The sequence below is a fragment of the Pseudomonas sp. Root569 genome (genome assembly GCF_001427465.1).
Taxonomy (GTDB): domain Bacteria; phylum Pseudomonadota; class Gammaproteobacteria; order Pseudomonadales; family Pseudomonadaceae; genus Aquipseudomonas; species Aquipseudomonas synxantha.
The window spans coordinates 14,989-41,822 of record NZ_LMGQ01000026.1; the positions used below are offsets into that span (position 1 = coordinate 14,989).

At 61.9% G+C, this 26,834-nt stretch carries 22 protein-coding genes and 2 pseudogenes; 9 read left to right on the forward strand and 15 right to left on the reverse strand.

All coding sequences use genetic code 11. The annotated features are described in order from the left end of the window. Nucleotides 1-23 precede the first annotated feature (23 nt). Both ASD70_RS22310 and ASD70_RS22315 read left to right on the forward strand, forming a co-directional pair. The gene (locus tag ASD70_RS22310) at nucleotides 24-404 is read left to right on the forward strand and encodes a RidA family protein (protein WP_003176922.1); all 381 of its coding nucleotides are present in this window, start codon (nucleotides 24-26) and stop codon (nucleotides 402-404) included. Nucleotides 405-459: 55 nt separating this feature from the next. Next, nucleotides 460-1,200 (forward strand): hypothetical protein, encoded by a 741-nt coding sequence (locus ASD70_RS22315; protein WP_046070093.1) that lies wholly within the window; start codon nucleotides 460-462, stop codon nucleotides 1,198-1,200. 126 nt (nucleotides 1,201-1,326) lie between these two features. On the opposite strand, the gene ASD70_RS22320 is transcribed toward ASD70_RS22315, so the two are convergent. Then, nucleotides 1,327-2,178: an SDR family oxidoreductase gene (locus tag ASD70_RS22320; protein ID WP_046070094.1), complete on the reverse strand. Its 852-nt coding sequence runs from the start codon at nucleotides 2,176-2,178 to the stop codon at nucleotides 1,327-1,329. Nucleotides 2,179-2,365: 187 nt separating this feature from the next. On the opposite strand from ASD70_RS22320, the gene exbB reads away from it, so the two are divergent. The 6 genes from exbB (at nucleotide 2,366) to ASD70_RS22350 (ending at nucleotide 9,176) form a co-directional block, all read left to right on the forward strand. Further along, complete coding sequence (gene exbB / locus ASD70_RS22325) at nucleotides 2,366-3,352, forward strand: tonB-system energizer ExbB (RefSeq protein WP_056847474.1); 987 nt, start codon at nucleotides 2,366-2,368, stop codon at nucleotides 3,350-3,352. A 6-nt stretch (nucleotides 3,353-3,358) separates the two neighbouring features. Continuing rightward, nucleotides 3,359-3,784 carry a TonB system transport protein ExbD gene (gene exbD / locus ASD70_RS22330; protein ID WP_003176926.1) on the forward strand — a complete coding sequence of 142 codons (426 nt, stop codon included), beginning with the start codon at nucleotides 3,359-3,361 and terminating at the stop codon, nucleotides 3,782-3,784. Then, nucleotides 3,781-4,530 (forward strand): energy transducer TonB family protein, encoded by a 750-nt coding sequence (locus ASD70_RS22335; RefSeq protein WP_043048079.1) that lies wholly within the window; start codon nucleotides 3,781-3,783, stop codon nucleotides 4,528-4,530. The genes exbD and ASD70_RS22335 overlap by 4 nt, the downstream gene beginning before the upstream one ends. Before the next feature lie 163 nt (nucleotides 4,531-4,693). Then, nucleotides 4,694-5,614 carry a hydrogen peroxide-inducible genes activator gene (locus ASD70_RS22340; RefSeq protein WP_046070096.1) on the forward strand — a complete coding sequence of 307 codons (921 nt, stop codon included), beginning with the start codon at nucleotides 4,694-4,696 and terminating at the stop codon, nucleotides 5,612-5,614. Between the two features lie 8 nt (nucleotides 5,615-5,622). After that, nucleotides 5,623-7,698 carry an ATP-dependent DNA helicase RecG gene (gene recG / locus ASD70_RS22345; RefSeq protein WP_046072605.1) on the forward strand — a complete coding sequence of 692 codons (2,076 nt, stop codon included), beginning with the start codon at nucleotides 5,623-5,625 and terminating at the stop codon, nucleotides 7,696-7,698. A 77-nt stretch (nucleotides 7,699-7,775) separates the two neighbouring features. Continuing rightward, complete coding sequence (locus ASD70_RS22350; RefSeq protein ID WP_046070097.1) at nucleotides 7,776-9,176, forward strand: aminoacyl-tRNA deacylase and HDOD domain-containing protein; 1,401 nt, start codon at nucleotides 7,776-7,778, stop codon at nucleotides 9,174-9,176. A gap of 131 nt (nucleotides 9,177-9,307) precedes the next feature. Here ASD70_RS22350 and ASD70_RS22355 read toward each other — a convergent pair. The 4 genes and pseudogenes from ASD70_RS22355 to ASD70_RS22370 form a co-directional block, all read right to left on the reverse strand. Then, a pseudogene (locus ASD70_RS22355) lies at nucleotides 9,308-9,517 on the reverse strand (helicase); the annotation flags it as partial. A gap of 63 nt (nucleotides 9,518-9,580) precedes the next feature. Continuing rightward, nucleotides 9,581-10,057 (reverse strand): DUF6392 family protein, encoded by a 477-nt coding sequence (locus tag ASD70_RS22360; RefSeq protein ID WP_046070099.1) that lies wholly within the window; start codon nucleotides 10,055-10,057, stop codon nucleotides 9,581-9,583. Then, nucleotides 10,057-11,523 (reverse strand): S-type pyocin domain-containing protein, encoded by a 1,467-nt coding sequence (locus ASD70_RS22365; RefSeq protein WP_046070100.1) that lies wholly within the window; start codon nucleotides 11,521-11,523, stop codon nucleotides 10,057-10,059. Before ASD70_RS22365 ends, ASD70_RS22360 begins: the two co-directional genes overlap by 1 nt. After that, entirely contained in the window at nucleotides 11,520-11,813 is a 294-nt protein-coding gene (locus tag ASD70_RS22370; RefSeq protein ID WP_082561462.1) for a PAAR domain-containing protein, read from the reverse strand. Before ASD70_RS22370 ends, ASD70_RS22365 begins: the two co-directional genes overlap by 4 nt. A gap of 524 nt (nucleotides 11,814-12,337) precedes the next feature. On the opposite strand from ASD70_RS22370, the gene ASD70_RS22375 reads away from it, so the two are divergent. After that, nucleotides 12,338-12,580: a DUF6124 family protein gene (locus tag ASD70_RS22375; protein WP_046070102.1), complete on the forward strand. Its 243-nt coding sequence runs from the start codon at nucleotides 12,338-12,340 to the stop codon at nucleotides 12,578-12,580. A 124-nt stretch (nucleotides 12,581-12,704) separates the two neighbouring features. Here the strand turns inward: ASD70_RS22375 and ASD70_RS22380 are convergent. From ASD70_RS22380 to ASD70_RS22425, 10 genes and pseudogenes are all read right to left on the reverse strand, one after another. Further along, a pseudogene (locus ASD70_RS22380) lies at nucleotides 12,705-12,970 on the reverse strand (helicase). Between the two features lie 124 nt (nucleotides 12,971-13,094). Further along, nucleotides 13,095-14,021: a type VI secretion system-associated lipoprotein TagQ gene (gene tagQ / locus ASD70_RS22385; RefSeq protein WP_046070104.1), complete on the reverse strand. Its 927-nt coding sequence runs from the start codon at nucleotides 14,019-14,021 to the stop codon at nucleotides 13,095-13,097. 84 nt (nucleotides 14,022-14,105) lie between these two features. Further along, nucleotides 14,106-15,818 carry a formylglycine-generating enzyme family protein gene (locus ASD70_RS22390; RefSeq protein WP_046070105.1) on the reverse strand — a complete coding sequence of 571 codons (1,713 nt, stop codon included), beginning with the start codon at nucleotides 15,816-15,818 and terminating at the stop codon, nucleotides 14,106-14,108. Next, complete coding sequence (locus ASD70_RS22395; RefSeq protein ID WP_056847476.1) at nucleotides 15,811-16,995, reverse strand: FtsX-like permease family protein; 1,185 nt, start codon at nucleotides 16,993-16,995, stop codon at nucleotides 15,811-15,813. The genes ASD70_RS22390 and ASD70_RS22395 overlap by 8 nt, the downstream gene beginning before the upstream one ends. Beyond that, nucleotides 16,995-17,699: an ABC transporter ATP-binding protein gene (locus ASD70_RS22400; protein WP_046070107.1), complete on the reverse strand. Its 705-nt coding sequence runs from the start codon at nucleotides 17,697-17,699 to the stop codon at nucleotides 16,995-16,997. Before ASD70_RS22400 ends, ASD70_RS22395 begins: the two co-directional genes overlap by 1 nt. Further along, nucleotides 17,699-20,677 carry a serine/threonine-protein kinase gene (locus ASD70_RS22405; RefSeq protein ID WP_056847477.1) on the reverse strand — a complete coding sequence of 993 codons (2,979 nt, stop codon included), beginning with the start codon at nucleotides 20,675-20,677 and terminating at the stop codon, nucleotides 17,699-17,701. The genes ASD70_RS22400 and ASD70_RS22405 overlap by 1 nt, the downstream gene beginning before the upstream one ends. Further along, on the reverse strand, nucleotides 20,674-21,393 hold the full coding sequence (locus ASD70_RS22410; RefSeq protein WP_046070109.1) for a PP2C family protein-serine/threonine phosphatase: 720 nt from the start codon (nucleotides 21,391-21,393) through the stop codon (nucleotides 20,674-20,676). Before ASD70_RS22410 ends, ASD70_RS22405 begins: the two co-directional genes overlap by 4 nt. Continuing rightward, nucleotides 21,394-22,047 (reverse strand): type VI secretion system-associated protein TagF, encoded by a 654-nt coding sequence (tagF, locus tag ASD70_RS22415; protein ID WP_046070110.1) that lies wholly within the window; start codon nucleotides 22,045-22,047, stop codon nucleotides 21,394-21,396. It lies immediately after the preceding gene. Continuing rightward, the gene (gene tssM / locus ASD70_RS22420) at nucleotides 22,044-25,544 is read right to left on the reverse strand and encodes a type VI secretion system membrane subunit TssM (protein WP_046070111.1); all 3,501 of its coding nucleotides are present in this window, start codon (nucleotides 25,542-25,544) and stop codon (nucleotides 22,044-22,046) included. Before tssM ends, tagF begins: the two co-directional genes overlap by 4 nt. Then, nucleotides 25,541-26,830: a DotU family type VI secretion system protein gene (locus ASD70_RS22425; protein WP_046070112.1), complete on the reverse strand. Its 1,290-nt coding sequence runs from the start codon at nucleotides 26,828-26,830 to the stop codon at nucleotides 25,541-25,543. The genes tssM and ASD70_RS22425 overlap by 4 nt, the downstream gene beginning before the upstream one ends. Nucleotides 26,831-26,834: the final 4 nt, after the last annotated feature.

Sequence of the window (26,834 nt, forward strand, 5' to 3'; positions counted from 1 at the left end):
CGATCCATTACAAGGAGTCATTCATGACCAAGACAGTTATCACCAGCGATAAAGCCCCAGCCGCTATCGGCACCTACTCCCAGGCGATCAAGGCGGGCAATACCGTCTACATGTCCGGCCAGATTCCGCTGGACCCAAAGACCATGGAACTGGTTGAAGGCTTCGAAGCCCAGACCGTACAAGTCTTCGAAAACCTCAAGTCCGTGGCTGAAGCTGCCGGTGGTTCGTTCAAGGACATCGTCAAGCTGAACATCTTCCTCACCGACCTGAGCCATTTTGCCAAGGTCAACGAGATCATGGGCAAGTACTTCGAACAACCCTACCCAGCTCGCGCCGCCATCGGCGTTGCCGCCCTGCCAAAGGGCGCACAGGTTGAGATGGACGCCATTCTGGTCATCGAGTAAAACACCCGGCGCAGCCCCAAAGGCTGCGCCGGCTTCGTTTCATAAGGATTTCGTAATGCGCAAAGCGCTTGTAGCCTCTTCGTTGCTCGCACTGTTGCTGGGCGGCTGTGCCAGCAACCCGGCCGACCTGGACGTAAGCGGTACCTGGATCAACCAGGCCGCCATCGACGCGGCAGCCAAGGGCGGCCCTTTGCGTGAAGCCCTGCAATCCTATGGCCCCAACCTTGAGTGGGAGGTCAACACCAAGGCGTTGCAGGCGCGCTACTACAACGGTTTTGAAGTAGCGGAAGGCAAGTTGTCGGGTGAAAAACCCGGCGCGTGGAGCGTGGACTTCTACGGCAGCTCCGCCACCGAACTCAAGCGCAAAGGCAAACAACTGCTGCAAGTGGCCAACGACAATGAGCCAGAGCAGCTGTTCGCCCGCGCCAAAGACCCGGCCCCCGAAGGCGCACCACTGGGTGCCAACTTCGAGCGGGCGCTGTACGCGGCCTACATGGGTGGCGACTGGAAGATCACCGACGGCACAGGCAGCGGCGCCACGGTGCAGTTCCAGGCTGACGGCAAGGTCGCCGGCCTGCCCGGTGTTGACCGCTACTCGCTGTGCCTGGCGGGTGATTGCGCCTCCATGAGCGGCGGCTACGACAGCATCTGGCTGCAACTGAACGGCCAGGGCACCCCATGGATCTTCACGCGCAAGGGTGAACAACTGGAAATCTTCCAGGCGATCAATACCGCGCAGGCGGATGAAGTGCCTCAGTTCACCCCAGGCCCACGCCAGTGGCTGCTTGAAAAGTAATAACAGCATCACCTGAATCTAAATGTGGGAGGGGGCTTGCCCCCGATAGCATCACACCAGTCAATATTTCCTTGGCTGACTCACCGCTATCGGGAGCAAGCCCCCTCCCACATTTTTGACCGGGTTTCATCCTTTCAGGATGGAGGTATAGCCTTCCCGGTAAGTCGGGTATGTTGGCGCCCAGCCCAGCGCCTTGATGCGCGCATTGCTACATTGCTTACTGCCCGCACGCCGCACACTGGCGTCATCAGCCCATTCGGTCACACCCAGGTACTCGCGCAACCAGCCCACCACCTCGGCCAATGGCGCCGGCGCATCGTCGACACCGATGTAGACTTTGTCCAATGTACCGCCCTGCTCTACGTGCCGCAGTAAAAACGCCAGCAGCCCGGCCGCATCATCAGCGTGAATCCGGTTGCCATATAAAGGCGGGTCAATCGCTACCCGATAGCCTTGGCGCACCTGGGTCAACAGCCATTCGCGCCCCGGACCGTAAATTCCGGTCAGCCGCACGACACTGGCGGGGATGCCGCTGTCGAGCGCCACTTGCTCTGCCTCCAGCATCACCTGCCCGGAGTAACCCTTCGCTTGCGTCTCTGACGTTTCGTCGACCCATTCGCCGTTCTGCTGCCCATACACGCTGCTGCTGGATACGAACAACAGATGTTTCGGCTCCTGGCCGTAGTCCTTCAACCACTCCAGCACATGTTGCAGCCCCTGCACGTAAGCGGCGCGATAGCCGGCTTCGTCATGGTCGGTGGCAGCGGCGCAATACACCAGGTAATCCACCCCGCCGATAGGCCAGGTGTCAGGGCAATCCTTGTCGAACAGGTCGCCGGCGATGCCAATCACCCCGTCGGGCAGGCGCGAAATATCGCGGCGCAAGCCATGAACCTCCCATTCCGAGGCCAGCAATTGGCTAGCCAGCCGACTACCCACATCGCCGCAACCGGCAATCACAACAGAAGGCACAGACATCACAAAACTCCGTTCTTAAAGGTGCAGATTAGCCGCCAGGCATGACCAGCGGCCAGAAAAAGCACAAATAAAGTTACTGTATTACTTCTGTTAACAAGAATTACTTGCAATAATAACCACCCATTTGTCCTCGACCCCCTGGGTCTGGAAGGACAATCACCCATTTTTTCTCTCAGGTCCGGCCAGCATGACACGTAATACAAACCCCGCTTCGCCAACCAAGCCTCACAGCCCATCCCGCGCCTGGCGTGCGATTGCTGCGATGCTGTTCAGCGTACTGCTGGCACCGACCGCCGCATTCGCTGATGCCACCGCCCCCGCCGCTCCGGCTGCCACTGAGCAAAATGCTGCTACCCCGGCGGCCGTTCCAGCTCCGGCGCCAGCCGCTACCGATCCGGCCCAGGCTGCGGGCGACGCTGCACCTGCCGACGAAACCGGCGTAGTGCTGGAAGAAGACAACACCCTGGGCATGGCCCACGACCTGTCGCCATGGGGCATGTACCAGAACGCCGACGTGGTGGTGAAGGCCGTGATGATCGGCCTGGCCATCGCCTCGATCATCACCTGGACCATCTGGATTGCCAAAGGCTTCGAGCTGCTGGGCGCCAAGCGTCGTCTGCGTGCTGAAATCGTCCACCTGAAAAAAGCCACCACCCTCAAGGAAGCGAGCGAAACCGCGACCAGGAAGGGCACTCTGGCCAACACCCTGGTGCACGACGCCCTGGAAGAAATGCGCCTGTCGGCCAATACCCGCGAAAAAGAAGGTATCAAGGAGCGCGTGGCTTTCCGTCTCGAGCGCCTGGTTGCGGCCTGCGGCCGCAACATGAGCAGCGGCACCGGCGTACTCGCCACTATCGGCTCCACCGCACCGTTCGTCGGCCTTTTCGGCACCGTATGGGGCATCATGAACAGCTTCATCGGCATCGCCAAGACCCAGACCACCAACCTCGCCGTTGTTGCCCCCGGCATCGCCGAAGCCCTTCTGGCTACCGCCCTGGGCCTGGTTGCCGCGATTCCTGCGGTGGTGATCTACAACGTCTTCGCCCGTTCGATTGCCGGCTACAAGGCCCAGGTTTCGGATGCATCGGCAGAAGTCCTGTTGCTGGTCAGCCGTGACCTCGATCACCTGCCTACCGAGCGCAGCTCGCAACCGCACATGGTGAAAGTGGGGTAATCGGCCATGGGCCTGCATTTGAATCAAGGCGACGACGAGCTCGTCGAGAACCACGAAATCAACGTCACACCGTTTATCGACGTGATGCTGGTGCTGCTGATCATCTTCATGGTGGCGGCACCGCTGGCCACCGTGGACATCAAGGTGGACCTGCCAGCATCCAGCGCCAAGCCGGCGCCGCGGCCGGAGAAACCGATCTTCCTCAGTGTCAAGGCAGACCAACGCCTGTTCCTGGGCGAAGAAGAAGTCAAGACTGAAAGCCTGGGCCCGGTGCTCGATGCCAAGACCCAGGGTAAGAAAGACACGACGATCTTCTTCCAGGCCGACAAAGGCGTGGACTACGGCGACCTGATGAGCGTGATGGATGCCCTGCGGGCAGCCGGCTACCTCAAGGTGGGCCTGGTCGGACTTGAGACGGCAGCCAAGAAATGATCACGACGCGCCACAAACTGACGCGTTATGGCACCAGCCTCGCCGTCGTGCTGGGCGTGCATGCCGTCGCGATCATCATCGCGCTCCAATGGTCCGCGCCGCAGGTGATCCAGTTACCACCCGCCGCCATGGTCATCGACCTGGCGCCGATGCCAGCGCCGCCGCCTCCGGCACCGCCCAAGGTGGTGACGCCGCCGCAGCCACCTGCCCCGGTGGAAGAGCTGCCTCTGCCAAAAATGGCCGAGGCGCCCAAGCCAACGATCCAGGTACCCAAGCCGGTCAAGCCCAAGCCTAAACCGAAACCGCCCAAGCCCGTGGAGAAGAAGCCCGAGCCACCCAAGGAAAAACCTTCCGAGGAGCCACCGAGCGAAACTCCACCGACCAATACACCGGCGGAAAAATCGGCCCAGCCCGCACCAGGCCCATCGGCACAGCAGATAGCGGCCCAGGCGTCCTGGCAAAGCACCCTGCTGGCGCACCTGCAGAAGTACAAGAAGTACCCACCCGCCGCCCAACAGCGCGGCAAGGAAGGTATGAACCGCTTGCGCTTCGTGGTCGATGCCGAAGGCAACGTATTGTCCTACGAGTTGGAAGGCCGCTCCGGCAATGCCGACCTGGACCGTGCGACCCTGGAGATGATCCGCAAGGCCCAGCCGCTGCCCAAGCCACCAGCCGACCTGCTGAAAAATGGCAGCGTCGAACTCGTTGCGCCGTTCGTCTACAACATCGACAAACGTCGCCGCTAGATCCATCTACACAGCTATGCGGGAGATATTTTCTCCCGCATGCGCTGGCGCCACATCAGCAAAATTTCCGACATTCCTCACTTAATCCCCAGCAAAGTTCTGATAACGTGCGTCTATCGATTGCAGCCGGTATGCTTGGCCTGCAACCTCATGGACGCCCGCTATGACTCTTACAGAATTACGCTACATCGTGACCCTCGCCCAGGAACAGCACTTCGGCCACGCGGCCGAGCGTTGCCATGTCAGCCAGCCGACGCTGTCGGTGGGCGTGAAAAAGCTTGAAGATGAACTCGGTGTGCTGATTTTCGAGCGCAGCAAGAGCGCCGTGCGCCTCACTCCGGTAGGCGAAGGCATCGTGGCCCAGGCCCAGAAGGTCCTGGAACAAGCGCAAAGCATTCGCGAACTGGCCCAGGCCGGCAAAAACCAGCTCACCGCACCGCTCAAGGTCGGCGCGATCTACACCGTTGGCCCTTACCTGTTCCCGCACCTGATCCCGCAACTGCACCGCGTCGCACCGCAGATGCCGCTGTATATCGAAGAAAACTTCACCCATGTGCTGCGCGACAAACTGCGCAACGGCGAGTTGGACGCGATCATTATCGCCCTGCCGTTCAACGAGGCGGACGTACTCACGCTACCGCTCTACGACGAGCCGTTCTACGTGTTGATGCCGGCGTCCCACCCGTGGACCAAGAAGGACACCATCGACGCCGCCCTGCTCAACGACAAGAGCCTGCTGCTGCTCGGCGAAGGCCACTGCTTCCGCGACCAGGTATTGGAAGCCTGCCCGACCCTGACCAAGGGCAGCGACGGCGCCAAGCACACCACGGTGGAATCCAGCTCACTGGAAACCATTCGCCATATGGTCGCTTCCGGCCTGGGCATCTCGATCCTGCCGCTGTCAGCCGTAGACAGCCATCACTACGCCCAGGGCGTGATCGAAGTGCGCCCACTCACCCCTCCGGTGCCGTTCCGTACCGTGGCGATCGCCTGGCGCGCCAGCTTCCCACGCCCCAAAGCGATTGAGATCCTCGCCGATTCGATCCGCCTGTGCTCGGTGGCCAAGCCGCCCGTCGCGAGCTAAGCAACCGTATGACTGAGCTGTCGCAGGTGCCGGTGACGGCACTCAAGGGTGTCGGTGAGGCCATGGCCGAGAAGCTGGCCAAGGTCGGCCTGGAAAACCTCCAGGACGTGCTGTTCCATTTGCCCCTGCGCTACCAGGATCGCACCCGCGTGGTGCCCATCGGCCACTTGCGCCCCGGGCAGGACGCGGTGATCGAAGGCACCGTCAGCGGCGCCGACGTGGTGATGGGCAAGCGCCGCAGCCTAGTGGTGCGCCTGCAGGATGGCACCGGCGGCTTGAGTTTGCGCTTCTACCATTTCAGCAACGCGCAGAAAGAGGGCCTAAAGCGTGGTACCCGCGTGCGCTGCTACGGCGAGGCGCGCCCTGGCGCTTCGGGCCTGGAAATCTACCACCCGGAATACCGCGCCATTACCGGCGACGAGCCCCCACCGGTAGATACCACGCTCACACCGATCTACCCGCTGACCGAAGGCCTGACCCAGCAACGCCTGCGCCAGCTGTGCATGCAGACCCTGACCATGCTCGGCCCGCAAAGCCTGCCCGACTGGCTGCCCCTGGAGCTGGCCCGCGACTATCAACTGGCGCCCCTGGCTGATGCGATCCGCTACCTGCACCACCCACCCGCCGACGCCGATGTGGACGAACTGGCCCTGGGGCATCACTGGGCCCAGCATCGCCTGGCCTTCGAAGAACTGCTGACCCATCAGCTGTCCCAGCAGCGCCTGCGCGAGAGCATGCGCTCCTTGCGTGCGCCAGCGTTGCCCAAGGCCACGCGACTGCCCGCGCAATACCTGGCCAACCTCGGCTTTGCGCCGACCGGAGCGCAACAGCGCGTAGGTAATGAAATTGCCTACGACTTGAGCCAGCAGGAACCCATGCTGCGCCTGATCCAAGGCGATGTGGGCGCGGGCAAGACCGTGGTCGCCGCCCTCGCCGCCCTGCAGGCGCTGGAAGCCGGTTACCAAGTGGCGCTGATGGCGCCGACGGAAATCCTCGCCGAACAACATTTCATTACTTTCAAACGTTGGCTAGAGCCCTTGGGCCTGGAAGTCGCGTGGCTGGCAGGCAAGCTCAAGGGCAAGAACCGCGCCAGCGCCCTGGAGCAAATCGCCGCCGGCGCACCGATGGTGGTGGGTACCCATGCATTGTTCCAGGACGAAGTTCAGTTCAAGAACCTTGCCTTGGTCATCATTGACGAACAGCACCGCTTCGGCGTGCAACAGCGCCTGGCCCTGCGCCAGAAAGGCGTGGGCGGGCGCATGAACCCGCACCAGTTGATCATGACCGCCACCCCGATTCCGCGCACCCTGGCCATGAGCGCCTACGCCGACCTCGACACCTCGATCCTCGACGAACTGCCGCCCGGGCGTACCCCGGTCAATACCGTGCTGGTCACCGACACCCGGCGCGTCGAAGTGATAGAGCGCGTGCGCGGCGCCTGTGCCGAAGGCCGTCAGGCGTACTGGGTGTGCACCTTGATCGAAGAGTCTGAAGAGCTGACCTGCCAGGCCGCCGAGACCACCTACGAAGACCTCACCAGCGCCTTGGGCGAGCTCAAGGTCGGGCTGATCCATGGGCGCATGAAACCTGCGGAAAAAGCCGCGGTGATGGCCGAGTTCAAGGCCGGCAACCTGCAATTGCTGGTGGCGACCACGGTGATCGAAGTGGGCGTGGACGTGCCCAACGCCAGCCTGATGATCATCGAAAACCCTGAGCGCCTGGGACTGGCGCAACTGCACCAACTGCGCGGCCGGGTCGGCCGGGGCAGTGCTGCCAGCCACTGCGTGTTGCTGTATCACCCGCCGCTGTCGCAGATCGGTCGTCAGCGCCTGGGTATCATGCGCGAAACCAATGACGGTTTTGTCATCGCCGAAAAAGACCTCGAACTGCGCGGTCCGGGTGAAATGCTCGGCACGCGCCAGACCGGCCTGCTGCAATTCAAGGTTGCCGACCTGATGCGCGACGCCGATCTGTTGCCTGCAGTGCGCGACGCCGCCCAGGCCCTGCTCGAACGCTGGCCCGATCACGTCAGCCCGTTGCTGGATCGCTGGCTGCGGCACGGGCAGCAATACGGCCAAGTGTGACGCCTGACGCACTTATCCGACCAACACCTGTATCAAGCTGGTTATACTCCAATGAATGTAAGAAATTGGATCAGGCCATGTCAGAAGTTGCCCTCGCCACAGCCCCACTGACCGCCCCGCCGGTCATTCGGGCGCTGCTCGCCAAGCTCGCCATCCCCTACACGGAAGTCATCGAACAACCTGGCATGAACCCTGCTAAAAAGGTCCAGGCGGTGTTGCTTGAAGATGCGGTTGGCGCACTCATGGTGCTGTTCCCCCAAAGCCAGTTGCTTGACCTCAACCGCCTCGCCGAACTCACGGGTCGCCGCCTCACGGCCGTTGCCCCTGAGCGCGTTGAACGCATGCTCGGCAAGCATGCCCTGAGTCTGCTGCCGGGCCTGCCGGCACTCACCAGTTCACCGTGCCTGTATGAAGGCAGCCTGCTCAACGAGCCGAGCCTGCTGGTGCATTCGGGCGAAGCCGGTCTGTTGCTGGAAATCTCCGGCGACGCGTTCAAGGGCATGCTGACCAAGGCCAGCGCCGCGCAGTTCGGTGAACCGCTGAGCAATATCCGCCCAAACCTCGACCGCCCCAATGATGACCGCGAGGAAATCACCCAGGCGATGCAGGCGTTCACCGCCCGCCGTATCCAGCAACGTCTTGAGGCGACCATCGAGATTCCACCGCTGGCCGACACGGCGCAAAAGATCATCAAGCTGCGCGTCGACCCCAACGCCACCATCGATGACATCACCGGAGTGGTGGAAACCGACCCGGCCCTCGCCGCCCAGGTGGTGAGTTGGGCCGCGTCGCCCTACTACGCATCACCGGGCAAGATCCGTTCAGTCGAAGATGCCATCGTGCGCGTACTGGGCTTTGATCTGGTGATCAACCTGGCCCTCGGCCTGGCCCTGGGCAAAACCCTAAGCCTGCCCAAGGACCGCCCGCATCAGTCCACGCCGTACTGGCACCAGTCGATCTACACCGCTGCCGTGATCGAAGGCCTGACCCGTGCCATGCCCCGCGCCCAGCGTCCGGAAGCCGGCCTGACCTACCTGGCCGGCCTGCTTCACAACTTCGGCTACCTGCTGCTGGCCCACGTATTCCCACCGCACTTTTCGCTGATCTGCCGACACCTGGAGGTCAACCCCCACCTGTGCCACAGCTATGTCGAGCAGCACTTGCTAGGTATCACCCGCGAGCAGATCGGTGCCTGGCTGATGCGCTATTGGGACATGCCCGACGAACTGTCCACCGCCCTGCGCTTCCAGCATGACCCGACCTATGATGGGCAATACGCTGAGTATCCGAACCTGGTGTGTTTGGCCGTGCGCTTGTTGCGTAGCCGGGGGATTGGCTCCGGGCCGGATGAAACCATCCCGGACGAGCTGCTTGAGCGCTTGGGTTTGACGCGTGACAAGGCTGAGGAAGTCGTTGGCAAGGTGCTGGATGCCGAGGTGCTGTTGCGTGAGCTGGCTTCCCAGTTCAGCCAGGGCTGAATAGACAGGCGGTGAGGCCGCTATCGGGAGCAAGCCCCCTCCCACATTTGACCGAGTTCCAACTTTGGAATGCGACAAATGTGGGAGGGGGCTTGCTCCCGATGAATCCAACTCGGTTTTACTGAAAAACCTCAGCTCTTCTTTTTCTTCGGTTTCAAATACTTGGTCAACCCCTGGAACCAGATCACCAACGCCGGGTTGCCCTTGATCTGGATCGACTTGTCCTGAATCCCCGTCATGAACGCCAGTTGCTTGTTCTTCGCCTGCATGGTGGCGAAGCCATAGGCGGCTTTGACAATGAAGTGACGGGCAACCTTGCCGTCGAGGGTCTGCAGCTGGAAGGCGGGATTAATCGTTCCCACGCAGAGCGAGGGAACGAGTACTAATTGAGAACGGAGCGCAGATCAGACGTGGCTCTTATCGATTAATGTAAATACCAACGCTTTCACCTGAAAAGTTGAGGAGTACTTGCAAACCAGCTTGATATTGGGATGTGTGCTTGGATCAAGATGATAGGCATCCCATCCTCCAGTCATGCCTCCGGGCTGTGGCATTTTTACAGGAGCACCTGACTCTATAGGGACGCCGAAATGCGACCGAATGTCGGATTTTGTCATCGTAGAAGCGAGCGGTCTGGGCAGCTCGCCCTTATATTCAACCGTTGAGGGAGTACTTTTAAGCAGAGTGATGAATAGCGTTTCCAATCGCTTGGTTTCTGCCCAAAAACTCAAGGAAAGACCTAATGCTGGTTCCAAGTAAAGGCGATCCCGCCCTTCATAAAGTTCCTGTAATGGCTGGTTCGGGATCAACCCTTCGGCAATCAAAACGTCGTAGCGCCTGCCAAGACTCCTGATCCAGCCCTCGATAGTTTTCGCATTCATCAATACCACCCCTGTTCTTTAGCGAGCCTATGCAGCTGCTCTCGAGCCACTTCAATGTCCGCATCGGTGAAGCCTTCTTCAAGAAGGCCGCGTTTAATCGCATTGAAATTGCTGTCCACTGCTGCCCTAAGGTCGGAGGCATCCTGCACCTGCTTTGCTTTGGTACTACGTCCCCCGTAGGTCTCACTGTATTGTTGATGGACTCGGGCAGGAATAGCGATGCTTGGGGCTCGTCGAAGATAATCCCTTATTTCCCGTGGATCCATTTCTCCGTCAAGTTTTAATAAAACGGCTTCAAGCACTTTACGAGCCGGAAGATGATCGATGTCATAACCATCTTTGATGCTGCGACTGCTCAAGTCGTCATATGCCCCAACTTCCAGTGGAGTAACCATTGGCTTGGTAAACACCAAATACAACGGCGGCAGACCCGAATCAGCAGGAAACGAAATGATCGTATCCTGCCAGGTGGCGTTCTCAGCTTCCCGACCTGGGTAGTGACTAATCGCCGAATCTTGCCCCACTGCAACCGGATGAACGAACAAATTATCCAAGCGTTCCGGTGTACCCGGATACGGGCTCGGCACGTTGACCACCGGCCCATGGTTCGGTGTCCACATGATGCTGATGCCATCGAGCACCGCCACCATCGCGCTGTTATCCGTATTCCATCTGGCTTGCGCAACGGGTACACGATCAGCCCCACTCTCAGGCTTGGTATGTATACCGTAAACACGCAGCTCACCTGACTCGTCCTGGCGAAACTGAAAACGCACCCGCGTACTGGCCGAGCGCATACCTGCCAACTGTGCGGGGCTGTACAGCGTTGAGTCACCGATATCTCGCGGCCAAAAAGCCAGAAGTACAACATTGAGTGTTGAACTGGCTGCGGCCAGCCCGCGCACGGCCCAGGCACCAAGGTCGCTGCCGAGTGTTCCAGCGACCCTGCCGACAGCACCTGCAGTACCGGTCGACGCCATAACGGCGGTGGTGCCGAAGTTCTTAGCCTGTTCAGGGCCAGTTCCTGCCGCCGTAGAACCGGCTGGCACCGAAACGCATGATTTGGCGAATACGCATGCATCAGCACCACGATTCACTGCGCCGGGGACGGCGAAGTTGGAAACGGGAGGGTTGGGTGTGTTTAGGCCTGTCCAAGTGAAGGTGTCACGTTGAGGTTGTGTTTCGAACACCTGAGATTTGGACCACTGGCACGCGATCAGCTCCGGTGGCGGATCGCATTTGCATATACACAAATCACCCTCAAGCGCAGCTTGTTTGCCGCCCCATTCTTCGTGCAGATGAGGTCCGGTGAGCGCAATGAAACCTTCAGTGCCGCATGCCGGACAAGCGACCCGGTCACCCTCCCTGGCGATCATTTGGCCGCTAAAGCTGGTACGCGCCATACCGCTGATCACTTCACCACCGGCCGTGGTCTTTGCGCCAGTGGTGATGTTGTAGCGCTTCACATTTGGCTCTCCAGGCGATATCCAGGCTGTAGAAGGCCGGGAATGCCATCGTCGTCCGCGTACTCCACCACCTGAGCCAGATTTTGCAGGCCACCCGTCACGGTGTCGCCGTTGTCGGTAGCACTGCCGACAATTGCGATTGGCAGGCCTTTGTAGGTCGCCGCGAAACCTGCTCCTGAGACAATTTCGCTCTCTTTGCCATCGGGATACCGCACCCGGTCGCCGACGCAAGCGACCCGCAAGTCATGAATTTCAAGGCTGGTGCTTGCAGTAATGACTTCGCCGCCCATGCGCGTTTTGGAGCCAAGTGTCGCATAGTCATAGAGGCTTTGACTGGGCGAGATTGTTGGATTTCAGTATCGGTGTCCTTCATGTCCTTTCCTTTTTTAGGGCGTGCGCGGGGCTCAAACACCGTCGTGGCGTTGAGTCGTGCAAAGGGGATCGCGCCGCTGTGACGCGCAGGAAGATGTTGCTGACTGATGGAAAGCCAGACAACTGACCGTTCGGCTAGGTATTGGTAAAAACCGAAACGTCCGACAAGGTTTTGGGGTTGCCCCTAGGAAATCCGCTCTCTAGTCTCCGTACACCGCTGCGAACTCAGCGGTCGGGCGTCGCGGCCCGGATTGATTAAGTACTGCCTCCTTTCAGTTGACGCTTTTTTATCGTCTACTGTGCTGCGTTATGGTGGCTGTGCGCGGGATACCCTCGGGTATGCCGGTTTCCTTAATCTCCGGTCCGCGAACCTGCGCACAGCTGCCACCCCATCGCATCGCGGCGATCAGTGGCAGCTCCACTTAGATTAAGGGATTTCATAATGATCAAACCCACCCCCAACCCTCCCATCCGCCTGTTCACCGTTGCCGACGGTATCAGCACCGAAGACCTGTTGATCAACCTCAGCGAAACACTTGCTTCGGCCAATGCGCTGAGCTGCGACCTGGCCTTTAACTTAGAAGGTTCACCACGAGAGGAACTGCTGGGCGTTGCGCAACTGATTGAGCTGGCACAGTTGTTGGCTGATCGAGTACTCACTGTCTCAGGACAGGTAAGCCCGTGAGATGACGGACTGACCCCTTTTGCGAGCAAGTCACTTCCCATATTTGACCGAATTCCAGCTATGGAATGCATTCCAAGTGTGGGGCTTGCTCCCGATGAATCCAACTCGGTTTTACTGAAAAACCTCAGCTCTTCTTTTTCTTCGGCTTCAAATACTTGGTAAGCCCCTGAAACCAGATCACCAGCGCCGGGTTGCCCTTGATCTGGATCGACTTGTCCTGAATCCCCGTCATGAACGCCAGTTGCTTGTTCTTCGCCTGCATGGTGGCGAAGCCATAGGCGGCTGGAAGGCCAGGTCTTTGTCACCCAGTTGCTGCTGGAACGCGGGGTTGGTGCGGCTGGCTTTGCCCATCATCAGGCCCAGCACCCACAGGAGAAGACGAAATTTCATGCACACGGCCTCGGTGTATTTATTGGAGTGGCCGCAGCAGTGTAACGATTTGCAAAAAGAACGCCACCGATCTCGCGCTTTAGACGCAGATCGGCGGGCGTTTAACGCTTATAGCAACAAGTGCTTAGACGTTAGGGCAAGGCACTGGTGCCCAGTCGACCAGGTTCGGGTTAGTGCAGTTGAGCTTGAGTTGCGAATCACCCGCGTTGGCCACCTGCTTGCTTTCAGCTTGCTTGGCCTGGGCCGTTTGCAAGGTCTTCTCGGTGGTGACCGCTTCTTTCGGCACGGTTGGCAGCACTGGCTTTTTCGGTGGCTTGGTACCCGTGCCTTTTTTCTTGGTCGGTGTCACAACAGGTGCCGCATCGGCCTGGGCCACGGTGACCACGTCGGCACGCTGTACGCCGACTTGTTGCAGGTCTTTTTCGTAGGCCTGGGTGTAGTTGTTCAGATCTTCGCTGGCTTTGCCGTTGACCGCAACGATCAGGTCATTGGATTCCTTGAGGCCCGCAACGATTTCCGCCAGGCGCTTGCGGCCTTCGGTGTCGTTGACAGTCTTGGCTTTGCGGTCGGCCACCAGCTTGGTGAACGCGCTCTGGTAGCACTGTTGCGAAGCCTTGGCGTAGGCGGTGCTGCGGTCGATGTCGGAGACGCTTTTGTTCACGTCAGCGGCATAGGAGGCAATGCGCTGGTTGTCATCGGCAATCTGCTTCTGACGCTCGGTGTAGTAACCCGCCGCGCCGCCGGCCAGGGCGCCGCCCGCAGCACCGATGGCGGCGTTACGGCCACGCTTTTCCTTGTCGCCGGTCAGGGCGCCCAACAACGCACCGCCGGCCGCGCCGATGGCGGCACCGGTCACCACCGACTTGGTCATGTTCGAATCGGTAGCGCGCAGGTGCTGCACCGGCTCGTAGCAGTTGGGGTAGTACTCGACCTTGGTGCTCGACGCGACCTTGGAGGCTGGCGACGTAGCGCAACCAGTCAACACGGTGCTGAAACCGGCTGCGATCAGCAGCAGGTGACGCTTGGAAACCGCCTTACGGGAAAAAAGCATAGGTGTGATCTCTATTAAGTTTGACTTGCCCAGCACGGCCCACCGCCGCCTGAGTCCTTTCCAAGCTCGCTAGACAGCCAACGATCAAGACCGCTGACCGCTCGCTGCGAGCAATTCCTTCAAGATCGTTGCCGGGTCGGCCCGCTGTTGCTTGCGGTAGTTGCCGACATGGCGAACGAACAGTGTCGCGCGCGTCACCAGGCTCTTGCCGAGCACTGGCTTGCGATCCAACTCTTCCTTGATTCGTTGAAACTGCGCCTGGATCACCGCATCGGTATAGCGCGTGCCGGTGGCCAGGTTGTCGATATAGATCGCCACCGCGCCGTCGAGGGCGCTGCGTCCATTGGTAATGGCCGTGGCGAACAGCTGCGCGCTGGCCTCGTCCTTGCTGTCCAAGGCCTGCTGGCGACTCTTTTGCAGGTTGGCCAGGCGAATGTTGTAGTTGCTGATGGTCTCGGCCACCAACGCCGCCGACTGGATCAGGTTGCCCGCCGCTTCTTCACGTTGCTGGGCAATCAGCGAAACGTTGCGCTTGAGCTCTTCGTTGACCAGGCCCAGCTCGGCTTGCAGCTTGGGGTCGACGCTGGCGGCGATGATGCTGTCCAGGCGCTTGGTCGGGTCCTGGGCGTCGTCGATGGCGTCAGTCAATGAGGCCAGGCGCCCTTCCTTCTGCCATTGGGCAAACAATTCCTTGTAACGCGAACGCGGCGCCGACAGTGCGCCAATCGCCACGCGAAAGCCGGTGGTCTCGTTGCTTTGCTCGGTGCCATCGGCAGCAAACAGCGGATACTCTCGGCGCATGCCGGTAAACAGCGTGCCCTCGCCTTCCAGGTAGTTGCCGCCCTTGACTACAAAGCCGCCATAGGTGCCCTGGCGCCGGCCGGCGTGGACCAACTGGAAGGATTCCTGGACCATTTCCGCAGCGTTGCCGATCACGTCAAACAGACCGATGGGGTTGGGCAACTTGGTGCCGATGGGCATCAGCCGTGCTGCCTGACCAGTGCCGCCGGCCACTTGGTTGAACACCGCGTAGTCGGCCAACGGGCCATCGCTTTCGCTGCCCTCGGCGCGGCGTGGGTACAGGCGCCCTTCCAGGTCCTGGCGGCTGACCGCCTGGCCACCGCGTGCGGCGTATTCCCACTCCACTTCGGTGGGCAGGCGCACAAAGCCCAGGCCGCCGTCTTCGGCTGACGAACCGCGCCCGCTCACCGGCAACAACTCACGGTGGTATTTCATCAGCCAAGCGCTGTACACCGCCGAAAACCGCTCGGCTTCAAAGCGCGACAGTTTCACCTTGGGCAAACGCCCGGCCATGCCGGCAGGCGCGTCACAGGCCGGGGCCGGCTCGCCGCTGGCCAGGGACTGCGCCTGGGCCATCACCTGGGCATACTGGCGCGCGGTCACTTCGTACTTGCCGATGAAGTACAGCATGGGCTTGAGAGGGGTCTTGGCGTCGGTCTTCGGCATCAGCGGCGCGATGACCTTGTTCCAGTCCTTGGGCAAGTCCTTGAGGGTGAACTGGCCATTGATGAAGTCGCGGCGATAGCCGGAAATAAACGACTGCTGGTAACCGGCCTCGCCTTCGGCGAAGGGGTAGCCGAGGCTGATTTCGCGGTCATCCAGGGTGCCCTGGGCCAACACATAGGCGTAGCGGAACACCATGTTGCCGTCGCAGGGCAGCGGTAGGCTGACGTCATCCGGCAACGGCTTGGGGTTGTCGAGCTTATCGCTTGCCTCATCCGCCCAGGCCAGCGAGGCCAGGCTCAGCGCCACACAGGCGCCCAATAACTTATACATCTCTGATTCCCTCAGAAGCCTGGATACGCGCCACCCGCCAACCACCACCGGCAGCCGCCACGGCGCTGACGCCGAACACAGCAGCCAGGGCCAGACCGTAGTGACGCGCCAACAGGTGGCTGGCGTATTCGCCCGGCACCTGCACAAAAAGCTTATTCAGCGCGGCCTCGGCCAGGCCATACAGCCCACCACTGAGCACGGCGGCAAGGCCTGCGCTGTACAGCGCCTGCAGCAGTACAAACAACAAAAGCGCTCCGGTGGAAAACCCCAGCAGACGCAACACCGATAATTCCCGGCGCTTGCGCGCCACCGCCGCCAGGGTTGCGGCGAAGATCGCCGCGAACGCCCCGGCCAGGGCCAACCCGGCGATGATCCAGAACACAATCGACAGGTTGCGACTCAACGACTGCACCTGGGCGATGGTGTTCGCCTGGGTCGACACCAGCAGATTCTGCCCGGCGAAGAACACCCGCAAAGGCTCTACATCGGCGAGGCTGCGCGCATACAAGCGAAACGCCGGGTACACCCGCTGCTCGCTCACCGCCACCGCATCACCTGCCCACCCCAACGCCGCTACTGCACGACCATCGCGGTAATCTTCCGCCGCTTCCAACAAGCCCAGGCCTGCAAACAAACCGTCACGGGCGAACGCTTCGAACGGCAACACGGCCAGCACCTGCAATCGCGTGTGCTGGGCTTGGACCTGCCCGGCCACCTGCCGCGCAAAACTGGTTTCCAACCAGTCGCCAGGCCTGGCCGCGAGCTTTTCAGCAGCGGTATGACTCAGCACGATCTGATCAAGGCCTTGGGGTATCGGCAAACCGGCCAACAACGGATCACCCACGGCGGTCGGCAGCATTTCCAGGGTCAGCGCGCCCACCTGGGCGGTTGCCGCAATCTGCCGTGTACGCGGCAAGGCAAACGCCACATCGCTGCGCTGCCCCAGCTGCTCGATAAACGCCGCACTGAATCGACCACCCCCCAACGGGATGATTTCACGGGTGGCGGGGTCAGTCTCCAAGCGTTCGGTCAAACTGCTGACCAGTCCAAATTTCAGGCCGAATAACACCAGCAACGGCGCGATGACCGCCACCAGCGCCAGCACCGAACAGGCCGACAGCCAGCGATCGTTGCGGTAGTCCTGCCAGGCGAGCGATGTGATCAGGCCGATGCGCATCAGCACACCTCCCCGAGGGTCGCAGTGACGCCGCCGTCAGCATCGCGACGGCAACTGATACGCCGCACCTGCAAGCCACTGGCACGGGCCAGAGGCTCGTCATGGGTGGCGATCACACAGGCAGTGCGGTGCTCGCGGGCCTGGGCCAGCAAAGCCTGCATCACACGCTCGGCGTTGAGCGGGTCGAGGGACGCAGTCGGTTCATCCGCCAGCACCAGTTGCGGCCCATGGGCCAAGGCCCGGGCACAGCTCACACGCTGGCGCTGGCCTACCGACAAGGCCGCCGGCTGCTTGGCCAGTTGGTCGCTGATCTGCAACTGCTCGGCCAGGCGCGCCACGCTGCCGTCGTCTTTCAAGCCCAGCAATTGCCGGGACAAGGCGATATTGCCGCGCACATCGAGAAACCCCAACAAACCACCGGTTTGCGGTACATAGCCCAGGTGCTGGCTGCGCAATGCAGCCAGGTCGGATTGCCGGTCGGCACGCCACAGCGCGCCGATGTCCTGCTGATTGAAGTCAAACTGCTCGGCCTGATCCGGCGCCAAGACCAGCGCCAGCAGGTCCAGCAAGGTACTTTTGCCGCAACCGCTGGGCCCGACAATCGCCAGTTGTTCACCTGCACCAAGACGCAGCGCCGCAATCACCAGGCTATAGCGCTGGCTACCGACACCCCGGCTCTTGTGCACCGCGTTCAGGTTCAGCATTACGGCAGCGTCGACAGTGGCACGCGGTACAACGCATCGCCCGGTTCGGCATCGCCGAAACGGACCCAGTTGGCCACGTCGTTATGGAAGGTTTCATACAGGCGGATCTTCGAATCCAGCTCGTCGATAAAGTCTTCCTGCTCGGCCACGCTCAACGACAACCACAAATCCTGGGTCATGTTCAGCGACTTGCTGCGATACGGCAGGCCCTCCAGATATTCGCCGAGCAAGCCGCCGTCGGACAGGTTGCCGCCCTTGCGCAGGGCTTGCGGGTCGCGGCTCATATAGGCCGAGGCGCTGGCGATTTCCTGGAAGAAATCCTTGGGTGAGCTTTGGGTCTTGCGCGCCGCATCCACGACCAACTTCAGCGACTGCTGCAAGTCGTTGAGTTGCAGCTTGGTCAGCATCACGCACACCTGGAATGCCGGCAGCGCCGGGTTGGTGAGATCGCGGTCGGCGGTCCAGGCGCTGACCAGTTGCGGCGCCTGGCTGGCGGTTTTGCGCCCGAGGAAGTCCATATGCATGGCATAGCCGACTGCGGCGGACTTGTCCGCCAGGCTTGGCGCCGAACCGAGCAGCGGCACCGGTTGTGGCGTGTTACTGCGCACCTGATGCACCAGGTTGGCGAATACCGTGCCGATCTCATCCACACGCTCACCCAGTTTGCGCACATCACCACCCGGCACCGGCGTATAGAGGTCGCCGATCTGCGGGTTGGCGTCGGCGGTAAGGATGCGGTATTGGCTCTCGGCGCCAGCATGGGTTTTCTTGCCGGCGTCGGTGCGCAGGTGCAGCGCATAGATCTTGATCTGCTTGCCCAGCGCCGCCTGGCGAACCTCGGCTTCATTCATCTGGGTGGCGGCGAACGGGTCGTTCTTGCGCAACGCGCCTGCGTCGGTGACCAGCAGGATGATGCGACCTCCGTAGCCCGACCAATCCATGCCGTCCACCGCCTGCATCACCCCGGCAAACGCATCTTCGTTGAAGGAATGGCTGGACACCGTAGAAGCCTTGACCTGGCGCGCCATGTCGAGGAAGCGTTGCGGGTCGCGGCCTTGGTCGAGGCTGATCAGGGTCTTGGCGACATATTCCAGGCCCGGGGTTTTCTTGATGCTGCTGCGGAAACCCACCAGGCCGAAGCTCACACTGTCCAGCTCGCCACGTTCGGCAATGCGGGTTTGCAGTTCGTGAACCACATCGCGCACCTGATCGATATACGGCTGCATCGACACGGTGGTGTCCACCACCAGCACCACGGCGGTGCGGAAGGCGTCGGCGTTGGCGCTGATCACCGGCGTAGCTTGCTTGGCCTGCGCGCTGCTGCCCGGGTCGATGGAGGCGATATTGAGCAACTGCACCGGCTGGCCGTTCTCGTCGAAGCTCTCTTTGGAATCGAAGATTGGCAGCAGGTAGAACTGGTCCTGCGGCACCGCGCTGGCGGTGGGTTCCAGGGCCAGGACTTGCTGGTTGTCTTCACGGTTGTTCTGCGCCTTGGCCAACACGCTTTTCGCGGCGGCGGGATCGGCCAGCAGTTTTTCCACTTCGGCCGATTGGCGCAGGAACATCACTGGCGCGCGGCCCGAGCGTTCGGTGAACTTGAGCACCAGGCTTTGTTTCCAGTCGCTGACCTGGGAGGCCGGCAACCAACCGTCGCTGCGACCATCGGTGGCAGCGCCGACGCGTACCCAAGGGCTGCCATCGACATCCTTGCGTTGGTACACATAGAGCACGGAGAACGCCGGCAAGGCTTTACCGGGCGCACTGCCCGCATCGGTGGACAGCTTGGCGCCGGGCTTGCTCAGCACGCGCTGGAATAGAGTTTTCTTGCCCGCCATCAGCAAGGGTCGCTGGCCGCCGTCCACTTCAGCGGCGGCCACGGGTGGTGTCACCTTCGGCACGACGGCAGCCGGCGGCTGGGCCGGTTCATCGCTGCCACTCAACCACCAGTAGCTGGCTCCCCCAATGGCCAAGGCAACCGCCACCGCAACAGCAGCCAGTGCCAACACCGGTCCACGGCGCTGCTCGGACGGCGCGTTGTGCTGCGTCGGCGTCACCACCGGCTGGCGCACTATCGGCTGCGGCTGTGGTTTATCGGTCGGGATATCGATGGTGACGGGCGTCATGCCCGCCAGGTCGAAACTCAATGGAATCGGCAGCGGCCGCACCAAGGTGGCTTCTGCCGAGTCCGCCGGCAGTTGCTCCAGTGCCTCCAGCAACGCCGCCGCATTCGGGAAGCGCTCCGCCGGGTCCTTGGCCAGCAACTTGCGCAGCACGCCCTGATAACGCCCGTGGTGCACCGGCAGCTCCGGCAACGGCTCGGTCAGGTGCGCCAGTGCGGTAGAGAGCGCATCAGTGCCGCTGTAGGGCAGCTTGCCGACGAGGATTTCGTACAACACCACGCCGAGCGCGTAGAGGTCGGCACGACCATCGATCTCCTGGCCTCGCGCCTGCTCCGGGCTCATGTAGCTTGGCGTGCCCACGGCAAACCCGGCCTGGGTGAATTGGGTGCGGTCGTCCAGTGACTTGGCGATGCCAAAGTCCGAGAGCACTGCGGTGCCGTCAGCACGGAACAGGATGTTCGCCGGCTTGACGTCGCGGTGCACCAGGCCTTGGGCATGGGCATAACCCAGCGCCGAGGCAATCTGGCGGATCAGCGTCACGCCCTGCTCCGGCGTCAGGCCGGCGGCAATGCGCTCCTTGAGCGTGCCGTTGGGCAGGTATTCCATGGCCATGTAATACAGTTCACCGACGTTGCCGATGTCATGGATGGTCACCGTGTGCGGATGCGACAAGCGCGCCAGGGTTTTGCCCTCGCGCAGGAAGCGTTCGCAGAACGTCGGGTCGGCCGCCAGCGCTGCCGCCATCACCTTCAACGCCACCTTGCGCTCCAGCGAACGCTGGGTTGCCAGGTACACGCTGGCCATGGCGCCTTCGCCGATCTCGCCTTCGATGTCATAACCCGGGATGACGATGTTCATGACGAGACCTTCACGACAATGGCGGTGATGTTGTCCGGTGCGCCGCGATTGAGCCCCAGGTGCACCAGGCTGCGCACGATTTCATCCGGCGCGTCATGGCTGAGCACCTCGCGGATTTCATGGTCTTCGACGGTCTTGTTCAGTCCATCGCTGCACAACAGGTAGCTGTCGCCGGGGGCGATCAACAGGTCCACCGAGGCGACATCCAACTGGGCTTCCACGCCAACAGCGCGGGTGACGATATTGGCGCGTGGATGTGTGCGGGCGTCGGCTTCACTGAGCAAGCCGCTGTCTTGCAAATCCTGGACGTAGCTGTGGTCACGGGAAATGCTTTCCAACACACCGTCGCGCAAGCGATACAAACGACTGTCGCCGGCCCACAGGCACACCCCGCGCAAGCCGCGTGCAGCGAACACCACCACGGTGCTGCCCATCATGGTCACGCCACGGTTGGCGGTTTCTTCGCGCACAGTGGTGTTGATGCGCAGCAGATCATTGCGCAGCGCGGCCGAGTATTCATCGAGGGAACGGCCCAGCGGGACACTGCGCAGGCTGTCGACGATCAGGCTGCTGACATAGTCCCCAGCCGCATGCCCGCCCATGCCATCGGCCACTACCCACAGGCGATTTTCCGGCAGGTCCAGGCAGGCATCTTCGTTGACTTGGCGAACCATGCCCACATGGCTTTTGCTCGCGGATTTGTACGTTGCCCCCATCTACACCACACCTTCTTGTCCGAGCAAAAACTGCGCAAAATCGTCGGCAGCAGGCAAACCCTGGCACCGTAATAAACCTGGGGAAATACGCTGCGAACCCCGGCCCCACCACAGGCTCGCGCCCTCGCACGCTTGTTCGGCCAGTGCGGTCATGCGCTGATGGGGCTCGCTGGCTGCCACCCGTTGCAGGCCGGCGAAACGGCTGTCCACTGCACGCGGCTCAGTCGCCGGCACGCCCAGGGTGTCGAGGCCAGCGTTGAAGCTTTCGAAGGTGGCGCCGCTGTCCAAGGTGGCGAGCAATAGCGCTTCGGCCTGCTCGAACCAAGTGTCCGGGCCGCCCACCAGAGAGGCGGGGTTGGTGTCGTGATCCAGCAAGCTGACCACCGTCAACGGAAAATACCGCCCGACCCGGTCAATGCTCGGCATCACCACCCCCGCCGCCGCATCCGGCCCGCACACGCCCGGTGCCAGGACAAAACGCCACAACGGGCTGACCAGGTATACCTTGAGCCAGTCGCCACCCAGGCTGTTCTGGCTGGCGAGCAAACCCGCCGCCAGCCAGCTGTCCCAAGGGCCGATAAAACTCTGGGGCAAGGCGCGGCTGACAAAGTCCCCGCGGCTGGCCACCTTGCCGTAGAAACCCAGGCTGGTCATAGCCGCTCCGGCAGGTTGAAGCCACTGAGTACCCGGCTCTTGAACGGGTTAAAGGCACTGTTGGCGCGCAATTCGTAGGCGATGCTGGCGCCGTCGACCCGCAACCGCAGGTTGAAGCGATCCGGTGAGTTGCCGGCGGTAAGGTCCGATTGCTCCAGCAGGCGGAACCAGGCCCATGGGCCGTCCAGGGTGATGCCGGAGCGACCACTGGCCGACGGTGGCATGATGGAGATGCGCACTACGCCAATACTGCCGGGGTTAGGCCATTGCATCGCCACCGGGCGGCTAGGGCCGTGGTCGTAGCTCAATTGCTGGCCGTCCAGATCGAGCAGGAACTGGGTGATGGTCGGGTCCATCGACACCGGCTTGAGCTCGAAACGCACGATCGGCTGGGTGCCCCCGGATCTGAAAAACGCATCACGGATAGTCGCCGCACGCTGGAAGGTTTGCAGCACGCCCGGGGCAATCCCCAGCTTCTGCGCCGCGCCGGGCTGCCAGCGCCAGGTCTGTGCCGATGTATCCACATAGGGCTGCAGGTATTTGCGGAAGTAGTTATCCATCACTCCGCCCACGCCGAAGAACTGGCCGAAGTCATCCAGGGTGGCGTCCCGCGCACTGCCCGGCGACATCGGATAGCGACCGGCCAACGACTGGCGATACACGTTGACCACCTCGCTGACCCAGGCCGCGTTCAACTGGTTGCGCACCCCGCCCATCATGCTGTTGGTGGTGGAATTGACCACCGACTTGACCATGCCCTGCACCAGCGGCGGCTGGCGCTCGGCATTCAGGCTGACCCGCGTGGCCGCAGCCGCTGCCTGGTTCTTGGCCTCACCGAGCAGCGCATCGCCGCTGGCGCCGACCATGGCGCTGACTTGCACATACAGCGCATTCATGTCCGAGAGCAGGCCGTCGATGGCCGCCGGCTCACCTTCGTTTTTACTGACGATGCTGTTGAGTTCGGCAAAGTGCGCGGTCACTGGATCGTCCGCAGTCACCGGGGCATTGGCGGTGGGTTGTTCTTGACCAAGCAAGCTGCCGAGGCGCTCCTTGAGTTTGTCGACGCCGCCTTCCACCGGCACACCTTTGGCGGCCAATTGGCGTTCTTCGGCTTGCAGGTCGGTTTCCTTGGCCACCGCCACCAACAGCTTTTTCAACGGCGAAGTCGGGCCGGAAATCACCCGTAGCACGTCGGCAGCCTGGGCCACGCTGGTGATCGGCACGAAGTCGATGTCGGCGAGCAGCGCATCCCACTGGCGCTGGTAATCCTGGAAATACAGGCGGCGCACATCGGCGGCCAGGCTCACCACGTTCTGCTGATCGGCCTGTTCTTGGCCCAACACCCACTGTTCCTCAGCCAGGGTGCCGGTTTGGTTCAGGCTGCTCAGCAGGAATGCCTGGCGATAGCCCTTGGCGGTGAAGAAACCACTCAAAGGCTCGCCCAAGGGCTTGCCGCTTTTGCGGCTGAACACCAACGCCGCGTCACGCCCGGCAGCTTCGTTGAGGCGAAAGTCAGGGATGCCTTCGGGCAGCTTCTGGCGCTTGACCCGGTCATACACGCGCTGGGCCACCGGCAGTTGCTGCAACTGGCGACGCAGGTCATCGATCAGGCGTGGGTCAAGGCGGGCGCTCGGCGGGTGCCGCTCGAACAGTGCCTGCAAGTGCCCGGCCAGTGCCTGGCGTTGGTCGGCCGGCAGGTCGCGGGGCAGGTTGCGGTCCCAGTCCAGGGCAATCCAGGCCTTGATAAAGTCCGCGTCATAGTGCTCGGTGTCGGCGAGCATCAGGTAAGCCTTGAGGCCCTCATAGAGGAAGTCAGAGTTACCGCCGCCGTGCAGTTGCTCTTCGATACGCGTCACCAGACGCGGCGCGAAGACGGCGATCAACAGCTTGCGATAGACGCTGGCGGACTCGGCTTCGAGCATATCGCCTTGATACAGCCCAAGCCCTTCGGACCAGCTTGGCGAGTCCCCCGCCAGGTTCTTGACCGCATTGAGCAACGGCAGCACGGCAAGCACTTCCCGTTGTGCCGGGCTCAGGTTCTGCACAGTCTGGCCCAGGGGCGCGACCTTCTGGTCGACCTGGGCGATATACGCTTGGTTGGCGCGATAACTCACCCACCACAAACTGCTGACCACCACGACCAAAGCGACGGTGGCGGCCAGTACGCCACGGGCGATCCACTTGCGGCGCCGTTCGACTTTCGGGTTCACCCCCACCAAGCCACGCTCGGCGAAAGCCACTGCGGTGAAGAGTTTTTCGATGAAGTAACTGCGCCCGGTGCCGCTCTGGCGCGCCAGGTGCTGGCGGTCCAGGTTCATGCTCTGGGCCATGGCGCCGATCAAGCGGTCAATCGGGCTGCCTTCCTGGGTGCCGCTGGTGAAATACACGCCGCGCAGCAACACGCGCTCTTCAAAGGCGTTGGGTTTGAAAACGCCTTCGAGGAAGCTTTGCAGGCAGTCCTTCAACGCGCCGAACTGCTGTGGGAAACCGTAGATCAGATCGCGCCGCGCCGGGTCGCGTTCCTGTTGCAGGCGCTCGACCAAGCGTTCATTGAGGCGCTGTTCCAGCCCGGCGAATTCGCTTTGCAGGTGCGCCAACGGACTGTCGCTGTGCTTGCCGTCATCAAGGGCAAAGGTCATGCCCCATACCTGGGCGCGCTCTTCCTTGCTCAGGTTATCGAAGAACTCCATGAAGCCCGGCACCAGGTCGAGCTTGGTGAGCATCAGGTAGATCGGGAAACGCACGCCCAGTTGGCTGTACAGCTCCTGGATGCGCAGGCGTATCGCGGCGGCATGGGCAGCGCGCTCGGCGTCTGTACCCAATAGCAGATCCGACAGGCTGATGGCGATAAACGCACCGTCAATGGGCCGGCGCGAGCGCTGCTTTTTCAGCAGGTCGAGAAAGCCCAGCCACGCGGCTTTGTCCACCGTGGAGTTGCTGTCTTGGGTGGTGTAGCGACCGGCAGTGTCGAGCAATACCGCTTGATCGGTGAACCACCAGTCACAGTTGCGCGTCCCGCCGACACCGCGCACCGCACCGGCACCCAATTGTGCCGCCAGCGGGAAATGCAGCCCGGAATTGACCAGCGCGGTGGTCTTGCCCGAACCCGGCGGGCCGATGATCACGTACCACGGCAGCTCGTAGAGGTTGCGACGTTCGTCGCCGCCGAGCTTGGCTTTTTTCAGCAGCGTCAGGGCTTCGTCCATACGCTGGCGCAGGGTCGACAATTCTTCGGCAGTGGCGACGCTGTTAGGGTCGGCCGGGGTTTCGGCGGCCAGGCTGCGCATCACTTCGGCGGCCTGGCGGCGGGCCTGGATGATGCGGAACACGCGGTAGGCGATCCACAGCGCAAACACCAGGATGATCAGCGCCCAACGTCGCCCCTCGGGCATCAGCACATCGAGCAACGGCCCGACAAACCAGATGATCAGGCTCAGGGCAATCAGGCCCAGCACGGGGATCACCCAGCGAATCATGAAACTGAAAAACGCCTTCACTCGACGCCCTCCGCCAATACGGTGATTTCAACCCGACGATTGCGGGCACGGCCTTCGGCAGTACTGTTGGTCGCCAACGGCTCGGTGTCGCTGCGGCCTTCGGCGCTGAAGCGATCACCCTGGCCGGTCTTGGCCGCGAGGATCTCCAGCACCGACTTGGCCCGGGCTTCGGACAGCGCCCAGTTCGACGGAAAGCGCAGCGTGGCAATCGGGCGGTTGTCGCTGTGGCCGGTGACGCGTACCTGACCCTTGACCTTGCGAATGGCGTCAGCGATACGCAGCATCAGCGGCTGGTAGTCATCGACGATGCTGGAGCTGGCGGACGCGAACAGTTCATCGCCACGGATGGTCACCACCGAGCGGTCCACCTTGTCTTCCACAGCCACGCGACCGGCCTTGATGTCTTCGGCCAGGAAGCCGGCCAGGCGTGGCCGCTCAATGACTTTTGGCTGCGCCACCGGACGGTCGATGGCCTGCACCGGAATCTCACCCAGGGCATGGATGTTCTTGAATACCGGCTCGGCATCCGAGGCCAGCTTCATGCGCAGGCCGAACAGCAACGCCAGCAATAACGCCAGGCCAATCGCCACAGCAATCCACGGCGGCAGGAATTGCGCCAGGCGATCACGGGCCACGGTCACGCCGCGCCAGTGCGGCGACAGCTCACGCTCGTGTTCGCCACGGGCACTGCGAATCGCTGCGGCGGTGCGCTCGCGCAAGGCCTCCAACTGGCTGCGCCCATCGGTCATCACGCGGTAGCGGCCTTCGAAACCCAGGCACATGCACAGGTACAGCAGCTCCAGCAGGTACAGGCGTTCCCGTGGGCTTTGCAGGCAGTGGTCGAGCAACTGGAAGACCTTTTCACCGCCCCAGGCTTCGTTGTGCACAGTGATCAGCAGGCTTTGTTTACCCCAGTCACTGGTGCTGCCCCACGGCGTACTCAGTACCGCCTCGTCCAATGCAGTGCACAGCGCGTAACGGGCCAGCAGCACTTCATTGCGCGCTACGCCGGCGGCCTCGGCGCGCTCTTCGAACTGGCGCAGGTAGGCCAGCAACTGCGCACGCAGGCTGGCTGGCGCCGGGTGGGCGATGGTGTTGCGCAGCCGCGTCAGCAGTGCCAACAGCGGGCCGGCGGCGCTTTCCAGTGGGTTCAGGCCGTGGCTCTTGCCAGTGAGGATCGGCGCGGCCGGCATCGACAAAGGTGCCGGCTCTGCACGTGCAGGTTCTGGCGCACGGCCCCCGGGGCGCGGCATGAACTGGGTGCGGTCATCATCATTGGGATGCATCGCG

Excerpts from the sequence above, each read along its gene's own strand:
- recG (WP_046072605.1), top strand. The coding sequence starts at position 5,623 with ATGACTGAGCTGTCGCAGGTGCCGGTGACGGCACTCAAGGGTGTCGGT.
- ASD70_RS22350 (WP_046070097.1), top strand. The coding sequence starts at position 7,776 with ATGTCAGAAGTTGCCCTCGCCACAGCCCCACTGACCGCCCCGCCGGTC.
- ASD70_RS22335 (WP_043048079.1), top strand. The coding sequence starts at position 3,781 with ATGATCACGACGCGCCACAAACTGACGCGTTATGGCACCAGCCTCGCC.
- exbB (WP_056847474.1), top strand. The coding sequence starts at position 2,366 with ATGACACGTAATACAAACCCCGCTTCGCCAACCAAGCCTCACAGCCCA.
- ASD70_RS22360 (WP_046070099.1), bottom strand. The coding sequence starts at position 10,057 with ATGAATGCGAAAACTATCGAGGGCTGGATCAGGAGTCTTGGCAGGCGC.
- ASD70_RS22320 (WP_046070094.1), bottom strand. The coding sequence starts at position 2,178 with ATGTCTGTGCCTTCTGTTGTGATTGCCGGTTGCGGCGATGTGGGTAGT.
- tagF (WP_046070110.1), bottom strand. The coding sequence starts at position 22,047 with ATGACCAGCCTGGGTTTCTACGGCAAGGTGGCCAGCCGCGGGGACTTT.
- tagQ (WP_046070104.1), bottom strand. The coding sequence starts at position 14,021 with ATGCTTTTTTCCCGTAAGGCGGTTTCCAAGCGTCACCTGCTGCTGATC.
- ASD70_RS22375 (WP_046070102.1), top strand. The coding sequence starts at position 12,338 with ATGATCAAACCCACCCCCAACCCTCCCATCCGCCTGTTCACCGTTGCC.
- ASD70_RS22410 (WP_046070109.1), bottom strand. The coding sequence starts at position 21,393 with ATGGGGGCAACGTACAAATCCGCGAGCAAAAGCCATGTGGGCATGGTT.
- ASD70_RS22395 (WP_056847476.1), bottom strand. The coding sequence starts at position 16,995 with ATGCGCATCGGCCTGATCACATCGCTCGCCTGGCAGGACTACCGCAAC.
- ASD70_RS22400 (WP_046070107.1), bottom strand. The coding sequence starts at position 17,699 with ATGCTGAACCTGAACGCGGTGCACAAGAGCCGGGGTGTCGGTAGCCAG.
- exbD (WP_003176926.1), top strand. The coding sequence starts at position 3,359 with ATGGGCCTGCATTTGAATCAAGGCGACGACGAGCTCGTCGAGAACCAC.
- ASD70_RS22405 (WP_056847477.1), bottom strand. The coding sequence starts at position 20,677 with ATGAACATCGTCATCCCGGGTTATGACATCGAAGGCGAGATCGGCGAA.
- ASD70_RS22390 (WP_046070105.1), bottom strand. The coding sequence starts at position 15,818 with ATGTATAAGTTATTGGGCGCCTGTGTGGCGCTGAGCCTGGCCTCGCTG.
- ASD70_RS22310 (WP_003176922.1), top strand. The coding sequence starts at position 24 with ATGACCAAGACAGTTATCACCAGCGATAAAGCCCCAGCCGCTATCGGC.
- ASD70_RS22370 (WP_082561462.1), bottom strand. The coding sequence starts at position 11,813 with ATGGGCGGCGAAGTCATTACTGCAAGCACCAGCCTTGAAATTCATGAC.
- ASD70_RS22425 (WP_046070112.1), bottom strand. The coding sequence starts at position 26,830 with ATGCATCCCAATGATGATGACCGCACCCAGTTCATGCCGCGCCCCGGG.
- ASD70_RS22340 (WP_046070096.1), top strand. The coding sequence starts at position 4,694 with ATGACTCTTACAGAATTACGCTACATCGTGACCCTCGCCCAGGAACAG.
- ASD70_RS22315 (WP_046070093.1), top strand. The coding sequence starts at position 460 with ATGCGCAAAGCGCTTGTAGCCTCTTCGTTGCTCGCACTGTTGCTGGGC.